Source organism: Acidihalobacter yilgarnensis, from assembly GCF_001753245.1.
GTDB lineage: Bacteria > Pseudomonadota > Gammaproteobacteria > DSM-5130 > Acidihalobacteraceae > Acidihalobacter > Acidihalobacter yilgarnensis.
Genome location: NZ_CP017415.1, coordinates 1,620,105 through 1,640,597, shown reverse-complemented (window position 1 = coordinate 1,640,597; position 20,493 = coordinate 1,620,105). Strand labels below are relative to the sequence as shown.

General features: G+C 58.6%; 17 protein-coding genes and 1 pseudogene. 12 read left to right on the top strand and 6 right to left on the bottom strand.

Annotated features, from left to right (window positions below; genetic code table 11):
• Positions 1 to 56: 56 nt before the first annotated feature.
• The 9 genes from BI364_RS07870 (at position 57) to BI364_RS07825 (ending at position 10,385) form a co-directional block, all read left to right on the top strand.
• Entirely contained in the window at positions 57 to 1,031 is a 975-nt protein-coding gene (locus BI364_RS07870) for a toll/interleukin-1 receptor domain-containing protein (protein WP_070078268.1), read from the top strand.
• 910 nt (positions 1,032 to 1,941) lie between these two features.
• Positions 1,942 to 3,558, top strand: coding sequence for an NAD(P)/FAD-dependent oxidoreductase (locus BI364_RS07865; protein ID WP_070078267.1), 1,617 nt, complete (start codon positions 1,942 to 1,944; stop codon positions 3,556 to 3,558).
• Between the two features lie 583 nt (positions 3,559 to 4,141).
• Complete coding sequence (locus tag BI364_RS07860) at positions 4,142 to 6,304, top strand: TonB-dependent receptor (protein WP_070078266.1); 2,163 nt, start codon at positions 4,142 to 4,144, stop codon at positions 6,302 to 6,304.
• Between the two features lie 9 nt (positions 6,305 to 6,313).
• Positions 6,314 to 6,988 carry a MotA/TolQ/ExbB proton channel family protein gene (locus BI364_RS07855; protein ID WP_083251243.1) on the top strand — a complete coding sequence of 225 codons (675 nt, stop codon included), beginning with the start codon at positions 6,314 to 6,316 and terminating at the stop codon, positions 6,986 to 6,988.
• Complete coding sequence (locus BI364_RS07850; protein WP_322111774.1) at positions 6,988 to 7,392, top strand: ExbD/TolR family protein; 405 nt, start codon at positions 6,988 to 6,990, stop codon at positions 7,390 to 7,392. Before BI364_RS07855 ends, BI364_RS07850 begins: the two co-directional genes overlap by 1 nt.
• 16 nt (positions 7,393 to 7,408) lie before the next feature.
• Positions 7,409 to 8,155 (top strand): TonB family protein, encoded by a 747-nt coding sequence (locus BI364_RS07845; protein WP_156782667.1) that lies wholly within the window; start codon positions 7,409 to 7,411, stop codon positions 8,153 to 8,155.
• A gap of 44 nt (positions 8,156 to 8,199) precedes the next feature.
• The gene (locus tag BI364_RS07840) at positions 8,200 to 8,778 is read left to right on the top strand and encodes a cytochrome b (RefSeq protein WP_070078263.1); all 579 of its coding nucleotides are present in this window, start codon (positions 8,200 to 8,202) and stop codon (positions 8,776 to 8,778) included.
• 64 nt (positions 8,779 to 8,842) lie between these two features.
• Positions 8,843 to 9,151, top strand: a complete 309-nt coding sequence (locus BI364_RS07835) for a PepSY domain-containing protein (protein WP_070078262.1) — start codon at positions 8,843 to 8,845, stop codon at positions 9,149 to 9,151.
• A gap of 688 nt (positions 9,152 to 9,839) precedes the next feature.
• A complete protein-coding gene (locus tag BI364_RS07825; RefSeq protein ID WP_070078260.1) occupies positions 9,840 to 10,385 on the top strand; it encodes a PRC-barrel domain-containing protein in 546 nt (181 codons plus the stop codon).
• A 479-nt stretch (positions 10,386 to 10,864) separates the two neighbouring features.
• Here BI364_RS07825 and BI364_RS07820 read toward each other — a convergent pair whose 3' ends face one another.
• Complete coding sequence (locus BI364_RS07820) at positions 10,865 to 12,265, bottom strand: Cu(+)/Ag(+) sensor histidine kinase (protein ID WP_070078259.1); 1,401 nt, start codon at positions 12,263 to 12,265, stop codon at positions 10,865 to 10,867.
• Positions 12,262 to 12,945: a heavy metal response regulator transcription factor gene (locus BI364_RS07815; RefSeq protein ID WP_070078258.1), complete on the bottom strand. Its 684-nt coding sequence runs from the start codon at positions 12,943 to 12,945 to the stop codon at positions 12,262 to 12,264. The genes BI364_RS07820 and BI364_RS07815 overlap by 4 nt, the downstream gene beginning before the upstream one ends.
• A 194-nt stretch (positions 12,946 to 13,139) precedes the next feature.
• On the opposite strand from BI364_RS07815, the gene BI364_RS07810 reads away from it, so the two are divergent.
• The 3 genes from BI364_RS07810 to BI364_RS07800 are packed head-to-tail and all read left to right on the top strand — an operon-like array spanning position 13,140 to position 16,633.
• The gene (locus BI364_RS07810) at positions 13,140 to 14,924 is read left to right on the top strand and encodes a copper resistance system multicopper oxidase (protein WP_070078257.1); all 1,785 of its coding nucleotides are present in this window, start codon (positions 13,140 to 13,142) and stop codon (positions 14,922 to 14,924) included.
• Positions 14,925 to 14,953: 29 nt separating this feature from the next.
• Positions 14,954 to 16,000: a copper resistance protein B gene (locus BI364_RS07805; protein ID WP_070078256.1), complete on the top strand. Its 1,047-nt coding sequence runs from the start codon at positions 14,954 to 14,956 to the stop codon at positions 15,998 to 16,000.
• 48 nt (positions 16,001 to 16,048) lie between these two features.
• Positions 16,049 to 16,633, top strand: a complete 585-nt coding sequence (locus tag BI364_RS07800) for a cupredoxin domain-containing protein (protein WP_070078255.1) — start codon at positions 16,049 to 16,051, stop codon at positions 16,631 to 16,633.
• A gap of 62 nt (positions 16,634 to 16,695) precedes the next feature.
• Here BI364_RS07800 and BI364_RS19135 read toward each other — a convergent pair whose 3' ends face one another.
• The 4 genes and pseudogenes from BI364_RS19135 to BI364_RS07785 all read right to left on the bottom strand — a co-directional run bounded on the left by BI364_RS19135 (position 16,696) and on the right by BI364_RS07785 (position 20,471).
• Positions 16,696 to 16,875: a cytochrome b gene (locus BI364_RS19135; RefSeq protein ID WP_407639338.1), complete on the bottom strand. Its 180-nt coding sequence runs from the start codon at positions 16,873 to 16,875 to the stop codon at positions 16,696 to 16,698.
• Between the two features lie 35 nt (positions 16,876 to 16,910).
• Positions 16,911 to 17,240: pseudogene (locus BI364_RS19130) on the bottom strand (cytochrome b); the annotation flags it as partial.
• Between the two features lie 135 nt (positions 17,241 to 17,375).
• Positions 17,376 to 18,167 carry a 3-oxoadipate enol-lactonase gene (pcaD, locus tag BI364_RS07790; RefSeq protein WP_070078254.1) on the bottom strand — a complete coding sequence of 264 codons (792 nt, stop codon included), beginning with the start codon at positions 18,165 to 18,167 and terminating at the stop codon, positions 17,376 to 17,378.
• Between the two features lie 156 nt (positions 18,168 to 18,323).
• Positions 18,324 to 20,471 (bottom strand): RelA/SpoT family protein, encoded by a 2,148-nt coding sequence (locus BI364_RS07785; RefSeq protein ID WP_070078253.1) that lies wholly within the window; start codon positions 20,469 to 20,471, stop codon positions 18,324 to 18,326.
• Positions 20,472 to 20,493 lie beyond the last annotated feature (22 nt).

Here is a 20,493-nt window from a genome sequence, read left to right as displayed (position 1 = left end):
GGCATGGAGCAAGCGAGATTGGACAGCGCAAGAACATTGTTGGAGACAAAACGATCATGAAAGTCTTTATTAGTTGGAGTGGAAAAAGAAGCAAGGCGCTTGCGAATGCCCTGCGTGAGTGGCTCCCGATGGTGCTGCAATACGTTGAACCTTGGGTATCAGATAAAGATATTTCCGCTGGTGACCGGTGGGCTCAAGCAATAGCCGGTGAGCTAGAAGCCTCGAATTTTGGAATCATTTGTATCACCCCTGAAAACCTTCATTCCGAATGGATATTGTTTGAGTCAGGCGCTCTTTCAAAGTCCATGCTGGACGCAAAAGTAATACCGCTTCTATTTGGTCTGGAGCTTAGCGATCTGAGCGGGCCACTTTCCCAGTTCCAAGCGCAGAAGATGGAACAATCCGGCGTGATGGAAATTGTGAAAGCGATCAATACGCTTTCGGAGACAAAGACCTCTGAGCAGATTGCAAACCAACTCGTTCCCGCTCTCTGGTCGCGTCTCCAAGAAGCCGTGGAGAATATACCTGACTCTGAACCTTCTGAGAAACACATGCGTCCTCACCACGAGATTCTTGAGGAACTCGTCACTGGTGTCCGGGGGATAAATACAAGAATGCGGGAGTTAGAGCCGGAACTGATGGATCGCGAGTCAGTTTACAAACGTCGTCGCTTGAGTCGGATACATCCAAGGATGTTAGAAGAGATGAGCATGATTGCCATGGAAGATGGCGGTGGGCCATTGCAACTACTTATGCTCGCCGGCATATATAGAGAGGATTTACCGTGGCTGTCGGAGGTCTTGACTGAAGCATACCGGGAAATAAGAGACGGAAACGCCGAAAATGCAGAAAAGACAGTTCATAGGCTTCGCCGATTGATGAAGCACATGATGCACTCCAAGATGTTCTTTGAGTTTTCGGGGGGCTCAAAGCATCTCATGATGATGGTGGATGAGTTGCCAATGATATTGGATATGGCAATACATAGAATGGTACCTGAAAAACCACCAACCAATGAAAACGATGATTAGTGATTTCGGTCAGGGGAATCGAAAGCTAACAAGGCCATAAACTCGGGCCCCGAAAAGCGCCGCTCCTTCGTCGCCCTGCTTTTCGGGGCCGGTTATGGCTGTCGTTACATGCCTAAGGATAGATAGTGCCAGATTCAAAACCAGACCCTAGAATATTTCTTGTTAAAGGTGACACTGTTAGTATTATGCCTTTTTCAATTAGCGTGAATGAACTAGGAGAAATTGAAAGTAGCCCAGCAGTTCCTCATCTGGGTATCGACATGTCCGGGTATTGGTTAGATATTTCTTATAAGCATTTACTAGAGCGAAAACAGGGGTCAGGTCTCGTATTGTAACATCCATCATCATTCGCTGTGGCGACTCACAGGACTGTTGATACACCTCCCAGTACCCCCAGCCGAGACATACCGGTAAACTTCGCGCACTTTCTCCGCGCCACTCGATGCCATGCTGCGACTGACTGAAATCAGACTCCCCCTTGACCACGCCGAACAGGCGCTCCCGCACGCAGGGATATTCGGGTCACGAGGGATATTGGGGTCAGGTCTCGTATTGCAACACCCATCATCATTCGCTGTGGCGACTCACAGGACTGTTGATACACCTCCCAGTACCCCCAGCCGAGACATACCGGTAAACTTCGCGCACTTTCTCCGCGCCACTCGATGCCATGCTGCGACTGACTGAAATCAGACTCCCCCTTGACCACGCCGAACAGGCGCTCCCGCAGGCCATCGCCGCGCGGCTCGGGGTCACTGAGGACGCACGGGGATATTGGGGTCAGGTCTCGTATTGTAACATCCATCATCATTCGCTGTGGCGACTCACAGGAGTGTTGATACGCCTCCCAGTACCCCCAGCCGAGACATACCGGTAAACTTCGCGCACTTTCTCCGCGCCACTCGATGCCATGCTGCGACTGACTGAAATCAGACTCCCCCTTGACCACGCCGAACAGGCGCTCGCGCAGGCCATCGCCGCGCGGCTCGGGGTCACTGAGGACACGGTGGCGGACTTCACGATCTTCCGGCGCGGCGTCGATGCCCGCAAGCGTGCGCGCATTCTGTTCGTCTACACCGTGGATGTCGTGCTGCGCGACGAGGCGGCGGTGCTCACGCGCCTTGCGGGCGATCCGCATGTCAGGCCGGCGCCGGATACGGCCTATCGCTTCGTCGCACATGCACCCACGGATCTCCCGGCGCGGCCGGTGGTGATCGGCCTCGGGCCCTGCGGTTTGTTCGCCGGGCTGATCCTGACACAGATGGGCTTTTGTCCGATCATTCTGGAGCGCGGCAAGCCCGTGCGCGAGCGCACGCGCGACACCTTCGGGCTCTGGCGCCAGGGCGTGCTCGACCCGGAATCCAACGTGCAGTTCGGCGAGGGCGGCGCGGGCACGTTCTCCGACGGCAAGCTGCATAGCCAGATCAAGGACCCGAAGCATTACGGACGCAAGGTGCTGACGGAGTTCGTCAAGGCCGGCGCCCCGCCGGAAATCCTTTATGTGAGCAAGCCGCACATTGGCACCTTCCGTCTGGTCGGCATGATCGAGAAGATGCGCGCCACCATCGAGTCGCTGGGCGGTGAGATTCGCTTTGGCAGCAAGGTCGACGACCTGCTGATCGAGAACGGTCGTTTGCGCGGCGTACGCCTGGCGAATGGTGATCACCTGCGCAGTGATCATGTCGTTCTCGCGGTGGGCCACAGCGCGCGCGACACCTTCGACATGCTCCACACGCGCGGCATATACCTGGAGGCGAAGCCGTTTTCCGTCGGCTTCCGCATCGAACATCCACAATCGTTGATCGACGCGTGTCGGCTCGGCCCGAATGCGGGCCATCCGGCGCTGGGCGCGGCCGATTACAAGTTGGCCTACCACGCGAGCAACGGACGTTCGGTATACAGCTTCTGCATGTGTCCCGGCGGGACGGTGGTCGCGGCGGCCTCGGAACCGGAACGCGTCGTCACCAACGGCATGAGCCAGTATTCGCGCAACGAACGCAATGCCAACAGCGGCATCGTGGTGGGCATCAGCCCGGCGGACTACCCCGAAGACGCGCTGGCCGGCATCGCATTTCAACGCCAGTGGGAGAGCCGCGCGTTCGAACTCGGCGGGCGTAACTACCATGCACCGGCCCAATTGGTCGGCGATTTTCTGGCCGGCGTCGCGTCGACCGGACTCGGTACAGTCATCCCCTCGTATCAGCCGGGGGTGCAGCCGTGCGACCTGTCCAGCGCCCTGCCCGACTACGCCATCGAGGCGATACGCGAGGCAATCCCAGCCTTCACTCGACAGATCGATGGCTTCGCGCTGCACGATGCCGTGCTCACCGGCGTGGAAACACGCACCTCATCGCCCATCCGTATCCGGCGCGGCGACGACTATCAAAGCATCAACACACCGGGACTCTACCCGGCCGGCGAAGGCGCGGGTTATGCCGGCGGCATTCTCTCCGCCGCGATCGACGGCATCGAAGTGGCCGAAGCCATCGCGCTCGATATCGCGCAATCCGCGCCGCCGGCGCGATAATCGCTGCGCCATACGCAACATAGCGCGCGACAGTGACGCCTCCGCACCTGAAGCAATCTCGATACCACCCTGCCTAGCCAACAACCGTCGCGTCATACACGACCAGCGGAGCTATCTCTCTTAGACCGCAAAACCGCATCGAATGCACTTGCCACACTGGTTATTCGACGCGCTCTCCAGCACCCACGATCGCATTAACGATTGCGTGCGCTGTAATTCTCGCGATTCATCATGATCCTGAGCCATCCCAACTCATTATTTTCCGTAAAACTCAAAAGCACTATTAAAACACCCCGTAAAACTCGCCCCATCATCGATAGCGCAATCGACCACGGATTATTCCCATACGTTCATTCGCCCCAGCCCCTCTATTCTTGAATCGAAAATCCAAAAATCACCAAAAAAAAACATTACCCACATACAGAGTAATGGCAATAAGAATAATCGATATGTCATTCTCTAATATTTCATATAGTTCATTGTTTTTAAATTCTTTTTTCTTATTGAATGAGGTCATTTTTCTGTAACAACAGATACACATAACTCCTTTAACTTATGCCGCCATCAACTAGGGAGCGATGCGATGAAAATGGAATTCAAGAAAAAATTAATTGTGCAAATCCTACTCAGCTCAATCGCAATTGATGGCATCTCGACTGCCAACGCGATAGACCTCGGCAGCGTGTCGGCTGGATCAAATAATGGCGGTATGCCGAGCAACGCATTATCAGCGCCCTACCAGGCACCGTCTCAGGGTTCATTAAACGCCAGCGAACCTCAGTCAACGATCAGCCAACACTTCATCCAGAACAATATCCCTTCCGCCGGAAACTATAACGATATCGCCCAGGTATCCCCGAGCGTGTGGAATTTGAGCCCGAATGGCGCCGGCGGCAGCGATCAGGGCGGCCTGTCGTTACGCGGATTTCAGGACGGCCAGTACAACGTCACGTTCGATGGCATACCCTTCTGTGATGGCGATGATTTCACCCATCACGTCAACGATTACTTCATGGCGCGCGACACCGGCAGCATGAAGATAACGCGCGGCCCGGGCAGCGCCGGCACGATAGGTGATGCGACATTCGGCGGCACCATCGCGATGAACTCCAAGGATCCGACCGCCGACATCGCCGCGATCACGCCCTATGTCGCCTACGGCAGCTTCAATTCCCAACTTTATGGCATCGAATATGATTCCGGTGTCATGCAGAAGCACAACGACGCGAGCGTGATCGTCGATTTAAAGCGCTATACATCAAACGGTTACCTTACAAACGAACATACCTCACGCAACAATCTTTTCGTCAAATATATCCAGCCAATCAACGAAGACAGTGCGCTGACGTTCGTTCTCATGGTCAACCAGACGAGACAGCATGCATCGCCGGGCGCCACCGCCCAGCAGATTGCGCAATACGGCAATAATTATGGCTTGAACACCAATCCCAACAGCCAGGCTTACTACGGCTATAACTGGGATCATTTCAAGACCGATTTTGAATATATCGACTACCAGATACAGAAAGACCATTGGAAGCTCGACAACAAGGCCTACACGAATTCCTACACGCACTACGCGTTGGCCGGCGTCGACCCGAACGGACAGACGCCCAACGGCACGGCGAGCGGTATTGCCGGCATTTCTGCCAACGGTGTGCCTGGCGTCTATGGTCTGACCTGGTATCGTTCGTTCGGTGATGTGTTGCGCGTGGTCGACTCGATCGGCCTGAGCGACCTCAAATTCGGCATCTGGGTCGACCACCAGAATCACAATGTGTGGAACCAGAATGCTGACCTCACTACCGGAAACTGGAGCCTGGGCAACTCTGGCGCTTACCGCAGCAGTGACACTTCCGTGCAACCGTACGCGGAATATGTCTGGCGGCCCACCCATAATCTGACGATTACGCCGGGCGTCAAGTACAACTCTTTCACCCGTAACAACAATCCGGTCACCTCCGACATCGGTACTTCGCCCACGAACCAGACCTGGACCAGCATTCTCCCCACGCTGACCGCTAATTATTATCTGAGCCGCCACTGGTCGGTCTATGGGCAGGTCGCCAAGGGCTTTTTGCCGCCTCAAATCAGCGCGATTCAATCACAGGGCACGGCGCAGGTCACGGGCCAGCCCAAGCCTGATTCAACCCTGAATTATCAGGTTGGCACGGCTTGGAAAACACGTCGCTTGACCTTGGGCGGCGATGTTTACTACATCAACGAGAGCAATTTTTCGCAGCCGGTTCAAAATGCCTCAGGCACGGTTACCTACTGGCAAAATGCCGGCGGTGTGGATTTCAAAGGTATCGAGACAGAAGGTACGTATTACGTAGGCAACGGTCTGAGCGTTTACGGCAATTTCTCGATCAATGGCACGGTCACCAATCCACAGCAGCCGGTCATCGACAATGCACCGACGAACACGGCCGCCGCCAGCGTCATCTATAACCTCTGGCCTGTTTACGCATCGCTGATGGTCAAGGAAATCGGCCCGCGCTACAGCGGCACCGATGTAAACGGCAACAACATCAGCTTCGGCGCTTATTCGATCACCAATGCCTCATTCAGCTATCACTTTGGCAACTACGGTATGAAGCATACGACCGTACGTCTTCAGATCGACAACTTGTTCAATCGCTCAGGCGCCGTCATGAGCCCCGGCAATACCGGTTTGAATGGTTATGCCCTCTACTACACCTTGCCTGGCCGTAGCGTCATGCTCAGCCTGTCAACGCAACTCTAGGATATCCGGATGAATTTCCAATCCATAATCCACGCAACGCAAGCCTCAGGCGGCGTTCTCTACGTGATGATGGTTTTCCTGTTCATCGCGCTGACCGTCATCATCGAACGCGAGTGGTATCTGCGGACCGCACTGTCGCAAGGGAAATCGGTTATCGATGAAATCGAGACCTCGGATCACATTGACACAGCTGTGCTCAACGCAATCGCGCTCAAATATCCGAACCTGCCACATGCCGCCGTCATCAAGGTCGCGCTAAGACACGATACCGGTCACGATTTCGATCGCTTTCCGGACAAGCTGGACGAATCGATCATGAAGTCGGCCCCAAGAATCGATCGGTTTCTCTGGATACTGGACACGATCGTCACCATGGCGCCCTTGCTCGGACTTTTGGGCACGATCATCGGGATGTTCAATGCGTTTCATGTGCTCGGTAATCCCGGCAGCGCCCCCAACAAAATCACTGGCGGCGTCGCCGAGGCATTGATCGCCACGGCATCCGGTCTGTGTATTGCGATCATCGGATTGTTCTTTTTCAACAACTTGAACAATCGTGCACGCGTGGTCATGCATCAGCTTGAGACACTCAAGCTGATGCTGGCCAACCGGATGCACACGCGATATCAGCAACAGAAAGATGTCGTGCGTCCGATCAAAAACCAGGCCGGGGCAGCCAGATAATGGGTATGAAATATTTCGAACCCAAAAAGGGACGAATCGAGATCATTCCGATGATCGACATCATGTTCTTTCTTCTGGTGTTTTTCATGATGATCACCCTGCACATGATTCCGTCGCAGGGTGTCTCATCCGATCTGCCCAAGAGTTCTACGGCCTCGACGCTCAAGCATCCCAATGTCGTCATAGACGTCGATCCGCAGGGCACGATCCACGTGGCCGGCAAGCTGCTTTCGCCGAAGCAATTATCCGACCTACTCATGGCAAAGGGCGACCCGAGCCACACGGTGGTCACGATTGCAGGCGCGGGAACCACTGATCTGCAAAACATCATGGCTGTCATGGATGCTTGCCGCACCGCTGGCGTGGTTCACATCGGCATCGCCGCGACGCGCGCCCATTCATGATTCAAGAGAATATTCAGTGACACTATCCTTGCCGAAAGCCGCCATCGGTGCGCTGGGTTTCGAACTGCTCCTGCTCTTTGTGCTCGCGATAACACTGGCACATCAAGTCCGTCAGGCACCCGACGTTCCTGCGGTACAGATGATGCTGTTGCCGACGCCGCCGGTTGCAGTCCATAAACCGGTGCCGCCCACCGTACAACCCAAAACGCCAGTGGTCCCAACGCCGGTCAAACCACCGCCGGTCGTGCCGAAACCGGTGCATCACGCACCGCCGCCAAAGGTCGTGCACCACCGCCCGGCGGTGAAGCCGGCGAAACCTGTACCCCGGCACGTCGTACGACATGTCGTGGTGCACAAGCCGGTGCACCATCCACGCAAGGTCGCCGTGGCGCACCCGCTACCGGTACACCGGATGGCGCCCATCCCGGTCAAGCAGGTCGCCCCGGCAAAACCGACGCCACCGGCCAAACCCACGGTCAGCAATGCTTACCGTAGCGAGGTCAGGCATGCCATCCAAAGTGCGGCCACCTATCCTTATGCCGCGAAAATTTCACAAATCACGGGTAAGGCGCGGGTGTCATTCATGTACAAGGCAGGCCACGTTTTGGATGCGCACATCATCGTCAGCAGCGGCGTAGCGATGCTCGATCAAGCGGCATTGTCCGCGGTCAAGGATGCCACCATTCCTTCACCGCCCAATAACCTGATCGGTGACGAACTGAACTTCAAGGTCTGGGTCAGGTTTTATCTTGGTCGCACCTGAAGCACACATAACATCACGCAAAAAAGTTGAATGGATGAGTTTTCATGTTGAATTACGGAAAAACCTACCGATACCTGCATTGGAGCATGGCAATACTGTTTATCATTTCGATCGCGCTCATCGAAACTAAGGGCGTATTCAATGATGAAGCGCTCAACGACGGCATCCTGACGTTTCACATACAATCGGGCTTGATATTATTCGCGCTCGTCTGGTTCCGCATCGGCTGGCGTCTCACGCACAGCATCCCGCCGATTCAACCCGCGCTGCACACGTTGCATAAACTCGGCGTACTGCTGGTGCATATCGCGCTCTATGCCATGCTAATCGTCATTCCGTTCCTCGGTATCGTCGCGCTGCAGACACGCGGTATCAACGTCAATTTTCTCGGCTTCGCCTTGCCCACCATCATCAGTGAATCAGAAGGCCTGCAATATTCACTGGCCCTGATCAGTTATCACCAGGAACTGGGCAATATCATGATTTACAGCATTCTTGCGCACTTGGCATTTTCGTTGATCCACCATTTCATCTGGCAGGACAACACTTTGACAAGGATGTTGCCGATGTCCGCCAGATTCGCGCCTTCACGCCTTCTGTCGTCACGCATGGAAAATTCCTAAGCCGGGTGTTTTGCCCGCCAAGCCATTCATTATCCAATCATTTTCACAACCCAAGAGGTATTCCATGTCAAAGCGTATTCTGTTAGCCCTTTCCACCACTGCGATCATCCTTGCCTCGCAGAGTGCCTTCGCATTCGATTACCCGGGCATGCAGTATGAGCACGACGCCAAGATCACGATGCACCAGGCGCAGCTACTCGCGCTGAAGGCATACCCAGGCACAATCGTGGAAGAGAAGCTCAAGTACAAGCTCGGTGGAAGCGGCCTTCGTTACAGCTTCGATATCGTCGGCCATCACATGACCCACGATGTCGCAGTCGATGCGAAGACCGGCAAGATTCTCAAAAATACCCGTGATACCGACGGCAATTGAATCTAAACCCCGGCTCCGATTACGTATAAGCCGCGGTTATCGCACTGCCGTCGTTAGCGCGCGGTCACAAAAAATGACCGCGCGCATCAGCTCTTGACGCCACCTCACCACCCTGCTCGCCCACCTCCCCTGCCCTCGTTCGATAGGCGCAATCAATCCACCGCCTCTTTCCGGAATCGTGTTTCTGAACAACTGCATTCTCCCGTTTGAGCGCGAACTTCCAAGCTCAAAGAAACATTCAACCAGATCAAAATACACCTCCGCCGGGTAACGGTTAGCCACACCGAACCACCCCATCATTTCGGTCTGATACCATTTGTATTAGAGGCTTGCCAATCTACTTTCTGGTCATTGAATACGTGTTTACCGCACCCTCGATATTGGCCCGGCGGTAGTTACCTCCGTGGCTCACTCGAACGATTTCCGCTTGGCTATGGCACTGGTCTGAGCGTGGCTACAGCAACCCCTGTCATTCAGTTCGGGTTCCTGCCTCGCCGTTAGGCAGAAAGAATCCGGCCAGACATCAGCATTGGCGTTACTTAGTGCGCCAGCGTACCGACAAAGAAATGATCGAGCGATAGGCTCCCCATAAGTCGAATACCAAAATACGAGTCTCTACGATGAGATTTTTTGCGCGGTAACGTTCATACCGCAAACGGAAAATCACAAATATCAAGAGGAATGGACCATGAAAAAACCCACTGTTGTAGTCGCTGTTGCGGCCATTCTTTCTATCGGCCTGAGTGCCCCCTTATGGGCACAATCTACTTCGAGCGATGCAAAACCGCTGGGCGCACAGTCCGGCTCACGGCTTGGGATGAATGCCCAAAACGGCAACAAGAACATCTCCGAACCCGATGAATCTAAGGCGCAAACCGAGCAAACGTCGACTACGGGTGTCATCAATCGGCATGACTACGTAGACAAGGAAGTCGTTACCGCCGCGGGTATAAAGGTTGGGGATGTCACCAAGCTAGTGACAAGCAACAGCGATCATGGCGTTTATGCTGTACTGGGTGCGAGCGGCTTTTTGGGCATGGGCAAGAAGCAAGTGGCAATTCCAATAAAGCAACTTCAGCTTCAGGGTGGCAATCTCGTCCTCCCGGCAAACATTACCAGGAGTTCACTCAAGAGCGGCCCGATATACACGAAATCTAAATTCAGCACCTACGAGGCCACGCGACCGACCAAAGCTATGATGGGCGGCGGGGGTTACGGAACCGGCGGCAAATAGACTCGATCCGATAGTCACCGGCTACAGCAAATGCCCCCGGCCGGCCATCATTCAAAAAGTGGCCTGGCCTGGGAAGAGAGATTTTGTGTAAGCGGGATTTGAGTTGTCGCTGAGGAAATCATCCCTCAACTGAATCTAAGCAACGCACTGAGGTTCAGTCACCGATGCTCACCGCCTCGGTCGTACTGCCGTCGTCATTGCGGATGTTCTGGTGATAGGTAACGCATGTTGACGCATCGGTACAACCCAGTGAACACAGGTGCGTAATCGAAGTTCCTAAGACCTACGATAGGACACGGCCGCACTGTGATTACTCAGCCCATTTGCAGTTGGAGGCTCTACCGATGCACGCCTGTGTGCGACATTTGGCACAGATCTCTAGGGAACCAAAGCCCGTTGCCCCGCTTAACTTCAACCCTACACCCTCCGCGAAAAACGGGGCGGTTCAAAATGCAGAACTAACCCCTATTTTTCGCGTACTAGCCAGCGACACGGCGCGGCAGTCGGATATGGAAGTGCGTTTGCCCCTCGACCGAATCGACAGACGCCGATCCACCGTGGGCCTCGGCGATGGACTTGACGATGGCGAGCCCGAGACCGGCGCCCTCCCCTTTGCGCTGGCGCGAAGGATCGGCACGGTAAAAGCGCTCGAACAGGTGGTCAAGATGCACGCGTTCTATCGCAGGCCCGGAGTTCTCCACGGTGAGTGTCACCGACTCATCGCTCTCAGCTAGACGCACAGTCACCGTGCCGCCCTCGGCCGTGTGGCGGATGGCGTTACCGAGCAGGTTGCTCGCGGCACGGCGCAGCATCAGACGATCTCCCGGCACTTTTCGCGCTTCTCCCTCCAGTCGTAGCGAGACGTGGCGGTCTTCCGCCCAGGCCTCAAAGAAGTCGAACAACGCCCGCACCTCGTCCACGAGATCGACGGCGTCGCGTTCGAGCCGGAGACGGCGGTTGTCGGCCTGGGCAAGGAACAGCATGTCGCCGATCATCTTGCCCATACGCTCGTATTCCTCAAGGTTGGAATACAGAATCTCGCGATAAGCCTCGGCATTGCGTGCGCGTCCAAGCGCCACCTGGGTCTGCGTCGCGAGATTGGTCACCGGCGTGCGCAGCTCATGCGCGATGTCGGCGGACACGGACGACAGACGGCGAAAGCTGTCTTCGATGCGTTCGAGCATATCGTTGAACGAGGTCGCGAGTTCGGCCAGCTCGACCGGCACCGCCTCGGGCGATAGACGCGTGTCCAGGCGCGCCGAGGTGATGCCGCGGATGCGCGCGCTAATGTCGCGCAGCGGTGCATGCCCACGCTGCACCGCGAACCAGGCGGCGGCAATGGCCAGGAGACAGGCGAAGGCGGTGGTCATCCACAGCGTGCGCTGGAACCAGTCGAGGAAGTGCTGGTGGAAGTCCGTTGGCATCGCCACCGCGATGGTGATGGGCATCGAGTGTCCGGTCGGTCCAGCCTCCGCGCGCAACATCGCACCCCGATAACGGCTACCGTCCTCACGCCAGACGTACAAGCTGCCGGGCGTGATCCGCTCGACGGGCAGCGCCGAGCTGAGCAAGGGCGCGAACCCCGGACCCGGCGATGCGTACAGATGGCTGCCATCGGCAGCTGTCACCACCACGTACACACGTTTCTCGGCGGACACCGCCCGGGCCAGCACTTCGTGCAACGGAATCTGCGGGGCGCGGGTGTCCAGTGCGGACACGACCGCCTTCGCCACGCCGGCGAGTACACCGGCATCCTGCTCCGCGAAATGATGTTCGATCGAACGCTCGATGACCCAGCCGAAACCGAGAAACAGCAGGCAGGTGGCCAGCCCTACGCGGGCCGTCACCCGCAGTGCGAGAGAGATGGGACGGCGACTCATTCGGCGTCCGGCAGGTCGAGTACGTAGCCCATGCCGCGCACGGTGTGGATCAGCTTCGGCTCGAAGCCCTCGTCGACCTTGGCGCGTAGACGGCGTATCGCCACGTCAATCACATTGGTGTCGCTATCGAAATTCATGTCCCAGACCTGCGAAGCGATCAGCGAGCGTGGCAGCACCTCGCCCTGCCTTCGCACCAGCAGCTCCAGCAGCGCAAATTCCTTGTTGGTCAGGTTAATGCGCGCGCTGCCACGGCTGGCGCGCCGCCGCGGGAGGTCGAGGACAAGATCGGCCACCGTCAGGCGGTCGGACGTCACCGGCGCCGCGCCGCGACGCAGCAGCGAGCGCACCCGCGCCAGCAGCTCGGAAAAGGCGAAGGGCTTCACCAGATAATCGTCGGCCCCCAGCTCCAGTCCCTTGACCCGGTCCTCGACGCTGTCGCGCGCGGTGAGAAACAACACCGGCACCGGCTTGCCCGCCTCGCGCAGCGCACGCACGATGCGCCAACCGTCAACATCGGGCAGCATTACATCGAGCATCACAAGGTCGTAGTCGCCGGTCATCGCGAGGTGATGGCCATCAAGGCCGTTGCGCGCCAGATCGACGAGAAACCCGGCTTCGGCAAGGCCCTGGCGTAGGTATTCACCCGTCTTTTCCTCGTCTTCGACCACCAGCAACTTCATACCCCCTCCGTTATCCACCTGCATGTGCCGTACGCCCTGAGCTTAACCGCGCGTCGCCGGAGTGCCCAGCATGACATCAATGTAATGAAGCGGTCATGCGGTGGACAGCGCGTACGCCATAGGCTGACTGACAAGTCCCCGGCTGTCGCCGCTTGGGGCGCAACCAACAGACATCCGCAGGGAGGAGTAGCCGAATGTCCCGTCACCCCACCAGCCCTGACGCCACCCCCAATCTTCGCCGCCGGCGCTTCGTCCAAGGCCTCGCGGCTGGCGGTGTCATGCTCAGCCTTGCACCCGCGATTGCGGCCGCCGCAACCGGCGCCGGACGCGCGCCTTCGACCGGCAAATCAGTGCTCAGAGGGACCGAATTCGATCTCGTGATCGCCGAATCGCCGGTCAATTTCACCGGCAGCCCGCGCATTGCCACCACCATCAACGGCTCGATCCCGGCGCCGACCCTGCGTTGGCGCGAGGGCGATACCGTGACCTTGCGCGTGACCAATCGTCTGCGCGAAACCACCTCGATCCACTGGCACGGCATCATTCTGCCCTACCAGATGGACGGTGTGCCCGGCATCAGCTTCCCTGGCATCCCGCCCGGCGAGACCTTCACCTACCGCTTCAAGGTCGGCCAGAGCGGCACCTATTGGTATCACTCGCACAGCGGCATGCAGGAGCAGACCGGGATGTACGGTGCCATCGTCGTCGAGCCGGCCGGCGGCGAGACCATCCGCGCCGACCGCGAGCACGTGATCGCACTGTCCGACTGGACAGACGAGGATCCCATGCGGGTCTACGCCAAGCTCAAGTCACAGAGCGCCTATTACAACTACCATCAGCCCACGGCGGTGGATTTCTTCCGCGACGCCGCGCACGAGGGCGTGACCGCCGCGATCGACCAGCGTCGCATGTGGAACCAGATGCGCATGAGTCCGACCGATCTCGCAGACGTATCAGGCGCCACGCTCACCTACCTGATGAACGGCACCACGCCGGCCGGCAACTGGACTGGCCTGTTCCGTCCCGGCGAGCGTGTGCGCCTACGCTTCGTCAACGGTGCCGCCAACAGCTTCTACGACGTGCGTATCCCCGGGCTCAAGCTCACCGTGGTGCAGGCCGACGGAGTCAACGTCGAGCCGGTCACAGTGGATGAGTTCCGCTTCGGCCCCGGCGAAACCTACGACGTGATCGTGACCCCGCGTGACGATGCCTACACGATCTTCGCGCAGCCCATGGATCGCAGCGGTTACGCACGCGGCACACTCGCCGTGCGCGGCGGTTTGACCGCGCCGGTGCCCGCGCTCGACAAAATCGAACAACTCACCATGGCGGACATGATGGGCGCAATGGGCGGCATGGCCCACGGCTCAATGAGGCAAGCGGACATGAATCAGGCCAGCCAAGGGATGGACCATGGCGCCCACGGCATGGCCATGCCGACCGCTGCCCAGGGCGCACGCCCCGTGCGCCACGCTCGGACCGAATACGGCCCCAGCACCGATATGCGCGTCGACATGCCACGCACCAATCTCGACGACCCCGGCGTCGGCTTACGCGGCAACGGTCGCCGCAGCCTGACCCTCGCCGACCTACACACCCTCGGCGGGCCAATCGATCCGCGCGGCCCCGAACGCGAAATCGAGTTGCACCTGACCGGCAACATGGAGCGCTATACCTGGGCCTTCGACGGCCTGCCCTTCGGCGACTCCACGCCGGTGCATTTCCGCTACGGCGAACGCCTGCGCGTGATCCTGCACAACGACACCATGATGACGCACCCCATGCATCTGCACGGCATGTGGAGCGAGCTCGAATCGCCCACGGGTGAATTCCAGGCGCGCCTGCACACCATCGCGGTGCAGCCCGCGCAGCGCGTCAGTTTCCTGATCACCGCCGACGCCCGCGGCCGCTGGGCCTGGCATTGCCACCTGATGTTCCACATGGATGCGGGCATGTTCCGCGAGGTCGTGGTCGCCTGAACGCGGGCGCCGCCGAGAGGAGAATGACGATGAAATTGCCCCGCACGCCGATCCTGAGACTCGCGATCACCGCGCTGCTCGCCAGCGCCACGGCGCAAGCCGATACCTCGCCTGCAGCAAACATCGCCGCACCGCCGATGCAGCACGACGCCATGATGCACGGCAGCGCAACGTCCGTTCCGGACACGGGAAGCGGCGACGCTCCGCATCACGGAAATATGGGCTCTGCGAGCATAGACCCTTCGACCATGAATCACGCGAACATGAATCACGGAACCCCGGTCGGTGCGGCCCAGGGCAGTGGTGCGATGAACCACGAGGGCATGTCCATGCAGGGCGGCAGCGCCCCAGCCGACGCGCGCGACCCACACGCCTACGCCGATGGCTACACCCTCACCTCCGGTGCCTACTCACTGCCCGACGGCCAGCGCCTGCACCTTGCGGACGAAAAGCTGTTTCACGCCGTACGCGTCGACCGGCTGGAACGCGTCTTTACGTCTCACGGCAACGCCACCGCCTACGATGCCCAGGCCTGGATCGGCCGCGACTTCGACCGCCTGGTGATCAAGGCCGAGGGCCATGTCGCGCAGGGCAAGCTGCAGGAGGCCACCACCCAGGCCTTCTGGAGCCACGCGCTATCCACTTTCTGGAACGGTCAGCTTGGTGTGCGCCATGACAACGGCGTCGATCCCTCGCGCACCTGGCTGGCCTTCGGCTTCGAGGGGCTCGCGCCCTACTGGTTCGAGACCGATGTCACCGCCTACGTCGGCAGCCAGAGTCGCACCGCGCTGCACGCCGCGACCGAATACGACCTGCGGATCACCCAACGGCTGATCCTGCAACCACGTATCGAAGCCAATCTGTACGGCAAGCGCGACGCGGCCAGAAACATCGGCAGCGGTCTGTCAGATGTCAGTGCCGGCCTGCGCCTGCGGCATGAGTTCGGCCGCCAGTTCGCGCCCTACGTCGGCGTCGAGTGGGCCGGAAAATTCGGCGAAACAGCCGACCTCGCCCGAGCCGCCGGAGAACCTGCGCGCACGACGCGCTGGGTTGCCGGCCTCCATTTTTGGTTCTGAACCGTCCACCAAAGATTTCGCCCCGAAACCCGGTCAAGGAGACACGAGATGAAAAAATCCATACTGATCGCGCTCATCAGCCTACTGCCGGCCCTCGCGATGGCGAGCGGCGAGCAGCAGACGCCGATGATGCCCGGCACCATGTCCGGCGACGCACAGATGCCGGGACACAGCATGCCCGGCATGGATCACATGAACAACATGCACGGAGACATGAGCATGCACGAAGGTATGACCGGCGACGGGCAGGCGATGCACGGCGGCATGGCTGGGCAGCCGGGCGATCCAGCCAAGGTCGACCGCACCATCGACATCCACATGAGCGACGACATGCGCTTTGCCCCCGCCGACCTGCGCGTCAAGGCGGGCGAGACGATTCGTTTCTTCGCTCGCAACGAAGGCCGCATGGTGCACGAAATGGTGATCGGCACCGCAGACCGATTGGCGCAACACGCCGAAATGATGCGTAAAATGCCCGAGATGTCGCATGCCGCGCCGAACATGATCCGCCTGAACGCCGGCCAGCGCGGCGGCCTGGTCTGGCGCTTCGACAAACCCGGCTCGTTCGAATACGCCTGCCTGCTGCCCGGCCATCGCGAGGCCGGCATGAAGGGACGGATTGTCGTGGAATAGACCCGCCGCGAATGGGCCGCCGGCGCACGGCACGGGCGGCCCATTCGCAACAGGCGTATCACTCAGTCGCGCCCGGGGCGCCCCAGTATGCGCAACAGAGTTGAGTCGCGATCCAGAAAGGCGTGCTTGAGCGCGGCCAGCACGTGAACGACGAGCAGAGCGATGATGATGAAGGCCAGGATTTCGTGGATTTCATGGAAGGCCCCGCCGAGCGGCTTGCTCTTGCCCACCAGATCCGGCAACGTGAATAGGCCGAAGAATGAGACTGGGTGCCCGCCGAGGACATGATCCAGCCAGTGATCGGCATCAACACAATGAGACCGATCAGGGTGAACTGAACACTCCGCGCGAGCAGGTGGCGCCAAGCCGGCGGGTTGCCGAGCATGTCTGGCATCGGATTGCGCGACCGCCAGAAGACCCGCAGGATTGCCAGCACCAACACCGTGACGCCGATGGATTTGTGCACACCGATCATCTGTAGTTTTTCCGGCCCGCGCGGCAGATTCGCCATATAAAAGCCAACGAACAGCATCAATACGACCAACGTGGCCGTCAGCCAATGGTTAGTGATAGTCAACCAACCAAACCTGCGTCTCGTATCCTTCATCGACATTCACATTCCTCCCGTCCGTGACTCGATCCGCGATTTACGGATTCAATGAGTATATCGGTTGAATCCATGATTGCCGGTGCCAATGGCGTAAACGGGTACAAGCGCGTACCAGGCATGCTGAGGTGCCGCCTATCCGAGCGTTCCTGCTTCAAGAAAACCCGCGACGGCCGGCGTGAATGTGCTCGCGGCCTCGACATTGGACAGGTGCGCAGCCTCAAGCTGTATCAGTGTCGCACCTGAAATAGCGGCCGCCAGCGCACACATTCCCTCTGGCGGCGTTACGGCATCCTGCGTACCGGCCACCACCAGCGTCGGCGCACGAATCCGTCCCAGATCCGCGCTCAAATCCATGTCGCGAATGGCTGCGCTGCATGCCACATAACCAACCGGAGAAGTCGTGTTGAGCATGGCTTGAATCGCCGTACACTCAGCCGGCTCACGCGCCCTGAAGTCCGCGGTGAACCAGCGCTCCATCACCCCACCGACCACGGCGTTCATCCCACCCCCGGTCACCAAGCCGATGCGTTCATCCCAATCGGCAGGCGTTCCGAGACGAGCCGCCGTATTGCACAACACCAGGCGTCCCAAGCGATCGGCGGCATGAATGCCGAGCCAGAGGCCGGTCATGCCGCCCATGGAAAGTCCGCAAAAATGCGCGCGCGCTATGCCCAGCGCATCAAGCAATTCGACCACGTCGCGCCCGAGGCGCTCAATCGTATAGGCCCCCGGTGTGATGCCACTACGTCCATGCCCACGGGTGTCGTAACGCAGCACACGGAAGCGCTCGCCAAGGATCGGCATTTGCGGATTCCACATTTCAAGCGCGGCGCCCAGCGAATTGGACAGTATCAGCACGGGCGCGCCTTCTGGCCCCTCCAGGCGGTAATGCATACGCAAATCATCGAGTTCGGCTACAGGCATGGGATTACCTCGCTGGATCGCAATGTCGGGAAGGCGCTCGGAACGGGTGAAACGAGCGGTATCTACACGGTCGCCACATCAGCGCCGGGTAGGCGAGTCACCCAAGAAAAACAATCATCAATCAACATTAAGATTAATATATAAGACATTAATTTATTAGTGCTTTCTCTCTGAGGTTATTACATTCGGCAGCTGTGCCAGCTTATCCAGTATCCGACTAAGCTGCGTGATGTCCACGATCTCCACCTCAAGATCCATAATGACCGATTGATCGTCTCGATTCGTACGGGTATTGGCCGCGAGCACGTTGATCTTTTCGTTCGACAGCGCGTGGGTTATGTCACGCAATAAACCTTGACGGTCGTAGGCCTCGATGTGGATATCCACCGGGTAACTGTGCGGCTGATCGCCCCAATCCGCCTCGATCAGGCGCTTGCGCTGCGCATCCGGCATGTTGAGGATATTCGGGCAGTCGATGCGATGAATGGCCACGCCTTCACCCTTCGTGATGTAGCCCACCACGGGATCGCCGGGGGCCGGCTTGCAGCACTGGGCAAACTGGGTCAACAAGTTACCGACGCCCTGCACCCGAATGGCATCGCGGTCCGCCTGTCCATTCCGGCTAGGCGCCTTACGCATACCAGCGGTAGGCAACTGTGCGGGTGCGGCTGGCCCCTGCAACGCTGAGGCGAGTTGCCCGGGACGGACATCGCCGCGTCCTATAGCCAACAACAGCTCGTCAGATGTCTGCAGGTGAAAACGGCGCACCAGCACATCCAGATCGGGCACGGCGACACCCAGACGATGGGATTCCCGCTCCAGGAGCGTCCGGCCATCGGCCAGATGCTGATCGCGGTCAAGCTGCGCGAACCAGTGACGCACCTTGGCACGTGAGCGGGCGCTGAACAGGTAGTTGGTATTCGGGTTGTACCAGTCACGGCTGGGATTCGGCTCGCGCGCGGTAAGGATTTCGACCTGCTCGCCGGATTTAAGGATATAGGTCAGGGGCACGATGTGTCCGTCAACCTTGGCACCTCGGCAGCGATGCCCGACTTCCGAGTGTACGGTGTAAGCGAAATCGAGCGGTGTCGAGCCCTTGGGCAAATCGAGTACGTCGCCCCGTGGCGTGAGCACGAAGACGCGGTCGCCGAACAGCTCTGCGTGGAAGCTCTCCAGCAACTCCTCGTCATTGTCTCGATGATCCAGCAGATTGCGCAGGGAGCTGACCGCGCGGTCCAGTGCCTGGTCGTGGCGCCCGCCTTCCTTGTAGCGCCAATGTGCAGCCACGCCCTGCTCCGCCAGCGCGTGCATCTCGTGCGTACGAATCTGCACCTCGACAACCTTGCCTTGCGGCCCGATCACGGCCGTATGCAGCGATTGATAACCGTTTTCCTTACGATTGGCGATGTAGTCGTCGAACTCCTTCGGAATGTGCGTCCAACGGCCATGGACCACGCCGAGAACGGCATAGCAAGTGGACACGCGGTCGACCAGCACACGTACGGCACGGATATCATAAAGATCATTTAAATCAATATTTTTTCGACTTATTTTATTGTAAATACTATAGATATGCTTAGGCCGTCCGTAGACCTCCGCCTCGATGTCCTCCGCCTTCAACGCCCCCTGCAACTCGTTCACAAAACCACTGACGTAGCCTTCACGCGAATCACGGGTTTCCTCAAGCGACTTGGCCAGTCGCTTGTAGGTCTGCGGTTCGAGGTAGCGGAAGGCCAAGTCCTCCAGCGACCACTTGAGCTGACCCAGACCCAGGCGGTTGGCCAGCGGGGCATAGATATCAAGCGTCTCGCGCGCAATGCAGCGCCGCGTCTCGTAGGATTCCTCGGCCAGCAGCTGGAGGCGCTCTACGCGATAGGCCAGTTTGACCAGCACCGCACGCACGTCATCGACCATCGCCAGAAGCATACGACGCAGATGCTCGGCCTGTTCGGGCGGTTGCACGAATTCCTCGCGGCATTCCTTGAAGGTATTCAGCCAATGGATATTGCGCACCAGCGCCGCCATCGGCGCGCCATACGTTTCCGTCAGGAATTCGGGCGACAGGCGCTCACGCAACCTGGGATCAGCCAGCACTGCAGCCAGCACCGAATCCATATCGGCACCCATTTCCAGCAAGCGCAGGGCCGCGGCACGCCCATCCGGGCGCTTGCGCTCACGCTCCCCGGCATCGGCCAGATGTGCCAGCGCACGCGTCATTTCCTCGCGACGCGCATCCTCCACGGCAGCGAGCAATTGTTCATTCAACGACGCCTGATCAGACTGCGGTATTGGGGTCTGTTTCATCTAAGGGTGAACTCCGGCACTC

Excerpts from the sequence above, each read along its gene's own strand:
- BI364_RS07785 (WP_070078253.1), bottom strand. The coding sequence starts at position 20,471 with ATGAAACAGACCCCAATACCGCAGTCTGATCAGGCGTCGTTGAATGAA.
- pcaD (WP_070078254.1), bottom strand. The coding sequence starts at position 18,167 with ATGCCTGTAGCCGAACTCGATGATTTGCGTATGCATTACCGCCTGGAG.
- BI364_RS07810 (WP_070078257.1), top strand. The coding sequence starts at position 13,140 with ATGTCCCGTCACCCCACCAGCCCTGACGCCACCCCCAATCTTCGCCGC.
- BI364_RS07870 (WP_070078268.1), top strand. The coding sequence starts at position 57 with ATGAAAGTCTTTATTAGTTGGAGTGGAAAAAGAAGCAAGGCGCTTGCG.
- BI364_RS07800 (WP_070078255.1), top strand. The coding sequence starts at position 16,049 with ATGAAAAAATCCATACTGATCGCGCTCATCAGCCTACTGCCGGCCCTC.
- BI364_RS07825 (WP_070078260.1), top strand. The coding sequence starts at position 9,840 with ATGAAAAAACCCACTGTTGTAGTCGCTGTTGCGGCCATTCTTTCTATC.
- BI364_RS07805 (WP_070078256.1), top strand. The coding sequence starts at position 14,954 with ATGAAATTGCCCCGCACGCCGATCCTGAGACTCGCGATCACCGCGCTG.
- BI364_RS07850 (WP_322111774.1), top strand. The coding sequence starts at position 6,988 with ATGGGTATGAAATATTTCGAACCCAAAAAGGGACGAATCGAGATCATT.
- BI364_RS07815 (WP_070078258.1), bottom strand. The coding sequence starts at position 12,945 with ATGAAGTTGCTGGTGGTCGAAGACGAGGAAAAGACGGGTGAATACCTA.
- BI364_RS07855 (WP_083251243.1), top strand. The coding sequence starts at position 6,314 with ATGAATTTCCAATCCATAATCCACGCAACGCAAGCCTCAGGCGGCGTT.
- BI364_RS07820 (WP_070078259.1), bottom strand. The coding sequence starts at position 12,265 with ATGAGTCGCCGTCCCATCTCTCTCGCACTGCGGGTGACGGCCCGCGTA.
- BI364_RS07865 (WP_070078267.1), top strand. The coding sequence starts at position 1,942 with ATGCTGCGACTGACTGAAATCAGACTCCCCCTTGACCACGCCGAACAG.
- BI364_RS07860 (WP_070078266.1), top strand. The coding sequence starts at position 4,142 with ATGAAAATGGAATTCAAGAAAAAATTAATTGTGCAAATCCTACTCAGC.
- BI364_RS07835 (WP_070078262.1), top strand. The coding sequence starts at position 8,843 with ATGTCAAAGCGTATTCTGTTAGCCCTTTCCACCACTGCGATCATCCTT.
- BI364_RS07840 (WP_070078263.1), top strand. The coding sequence starts at position 8,200 with ATGTTGAATTACGGAAAAACCTACCGATACCTGCATTGGAGCATGGCA.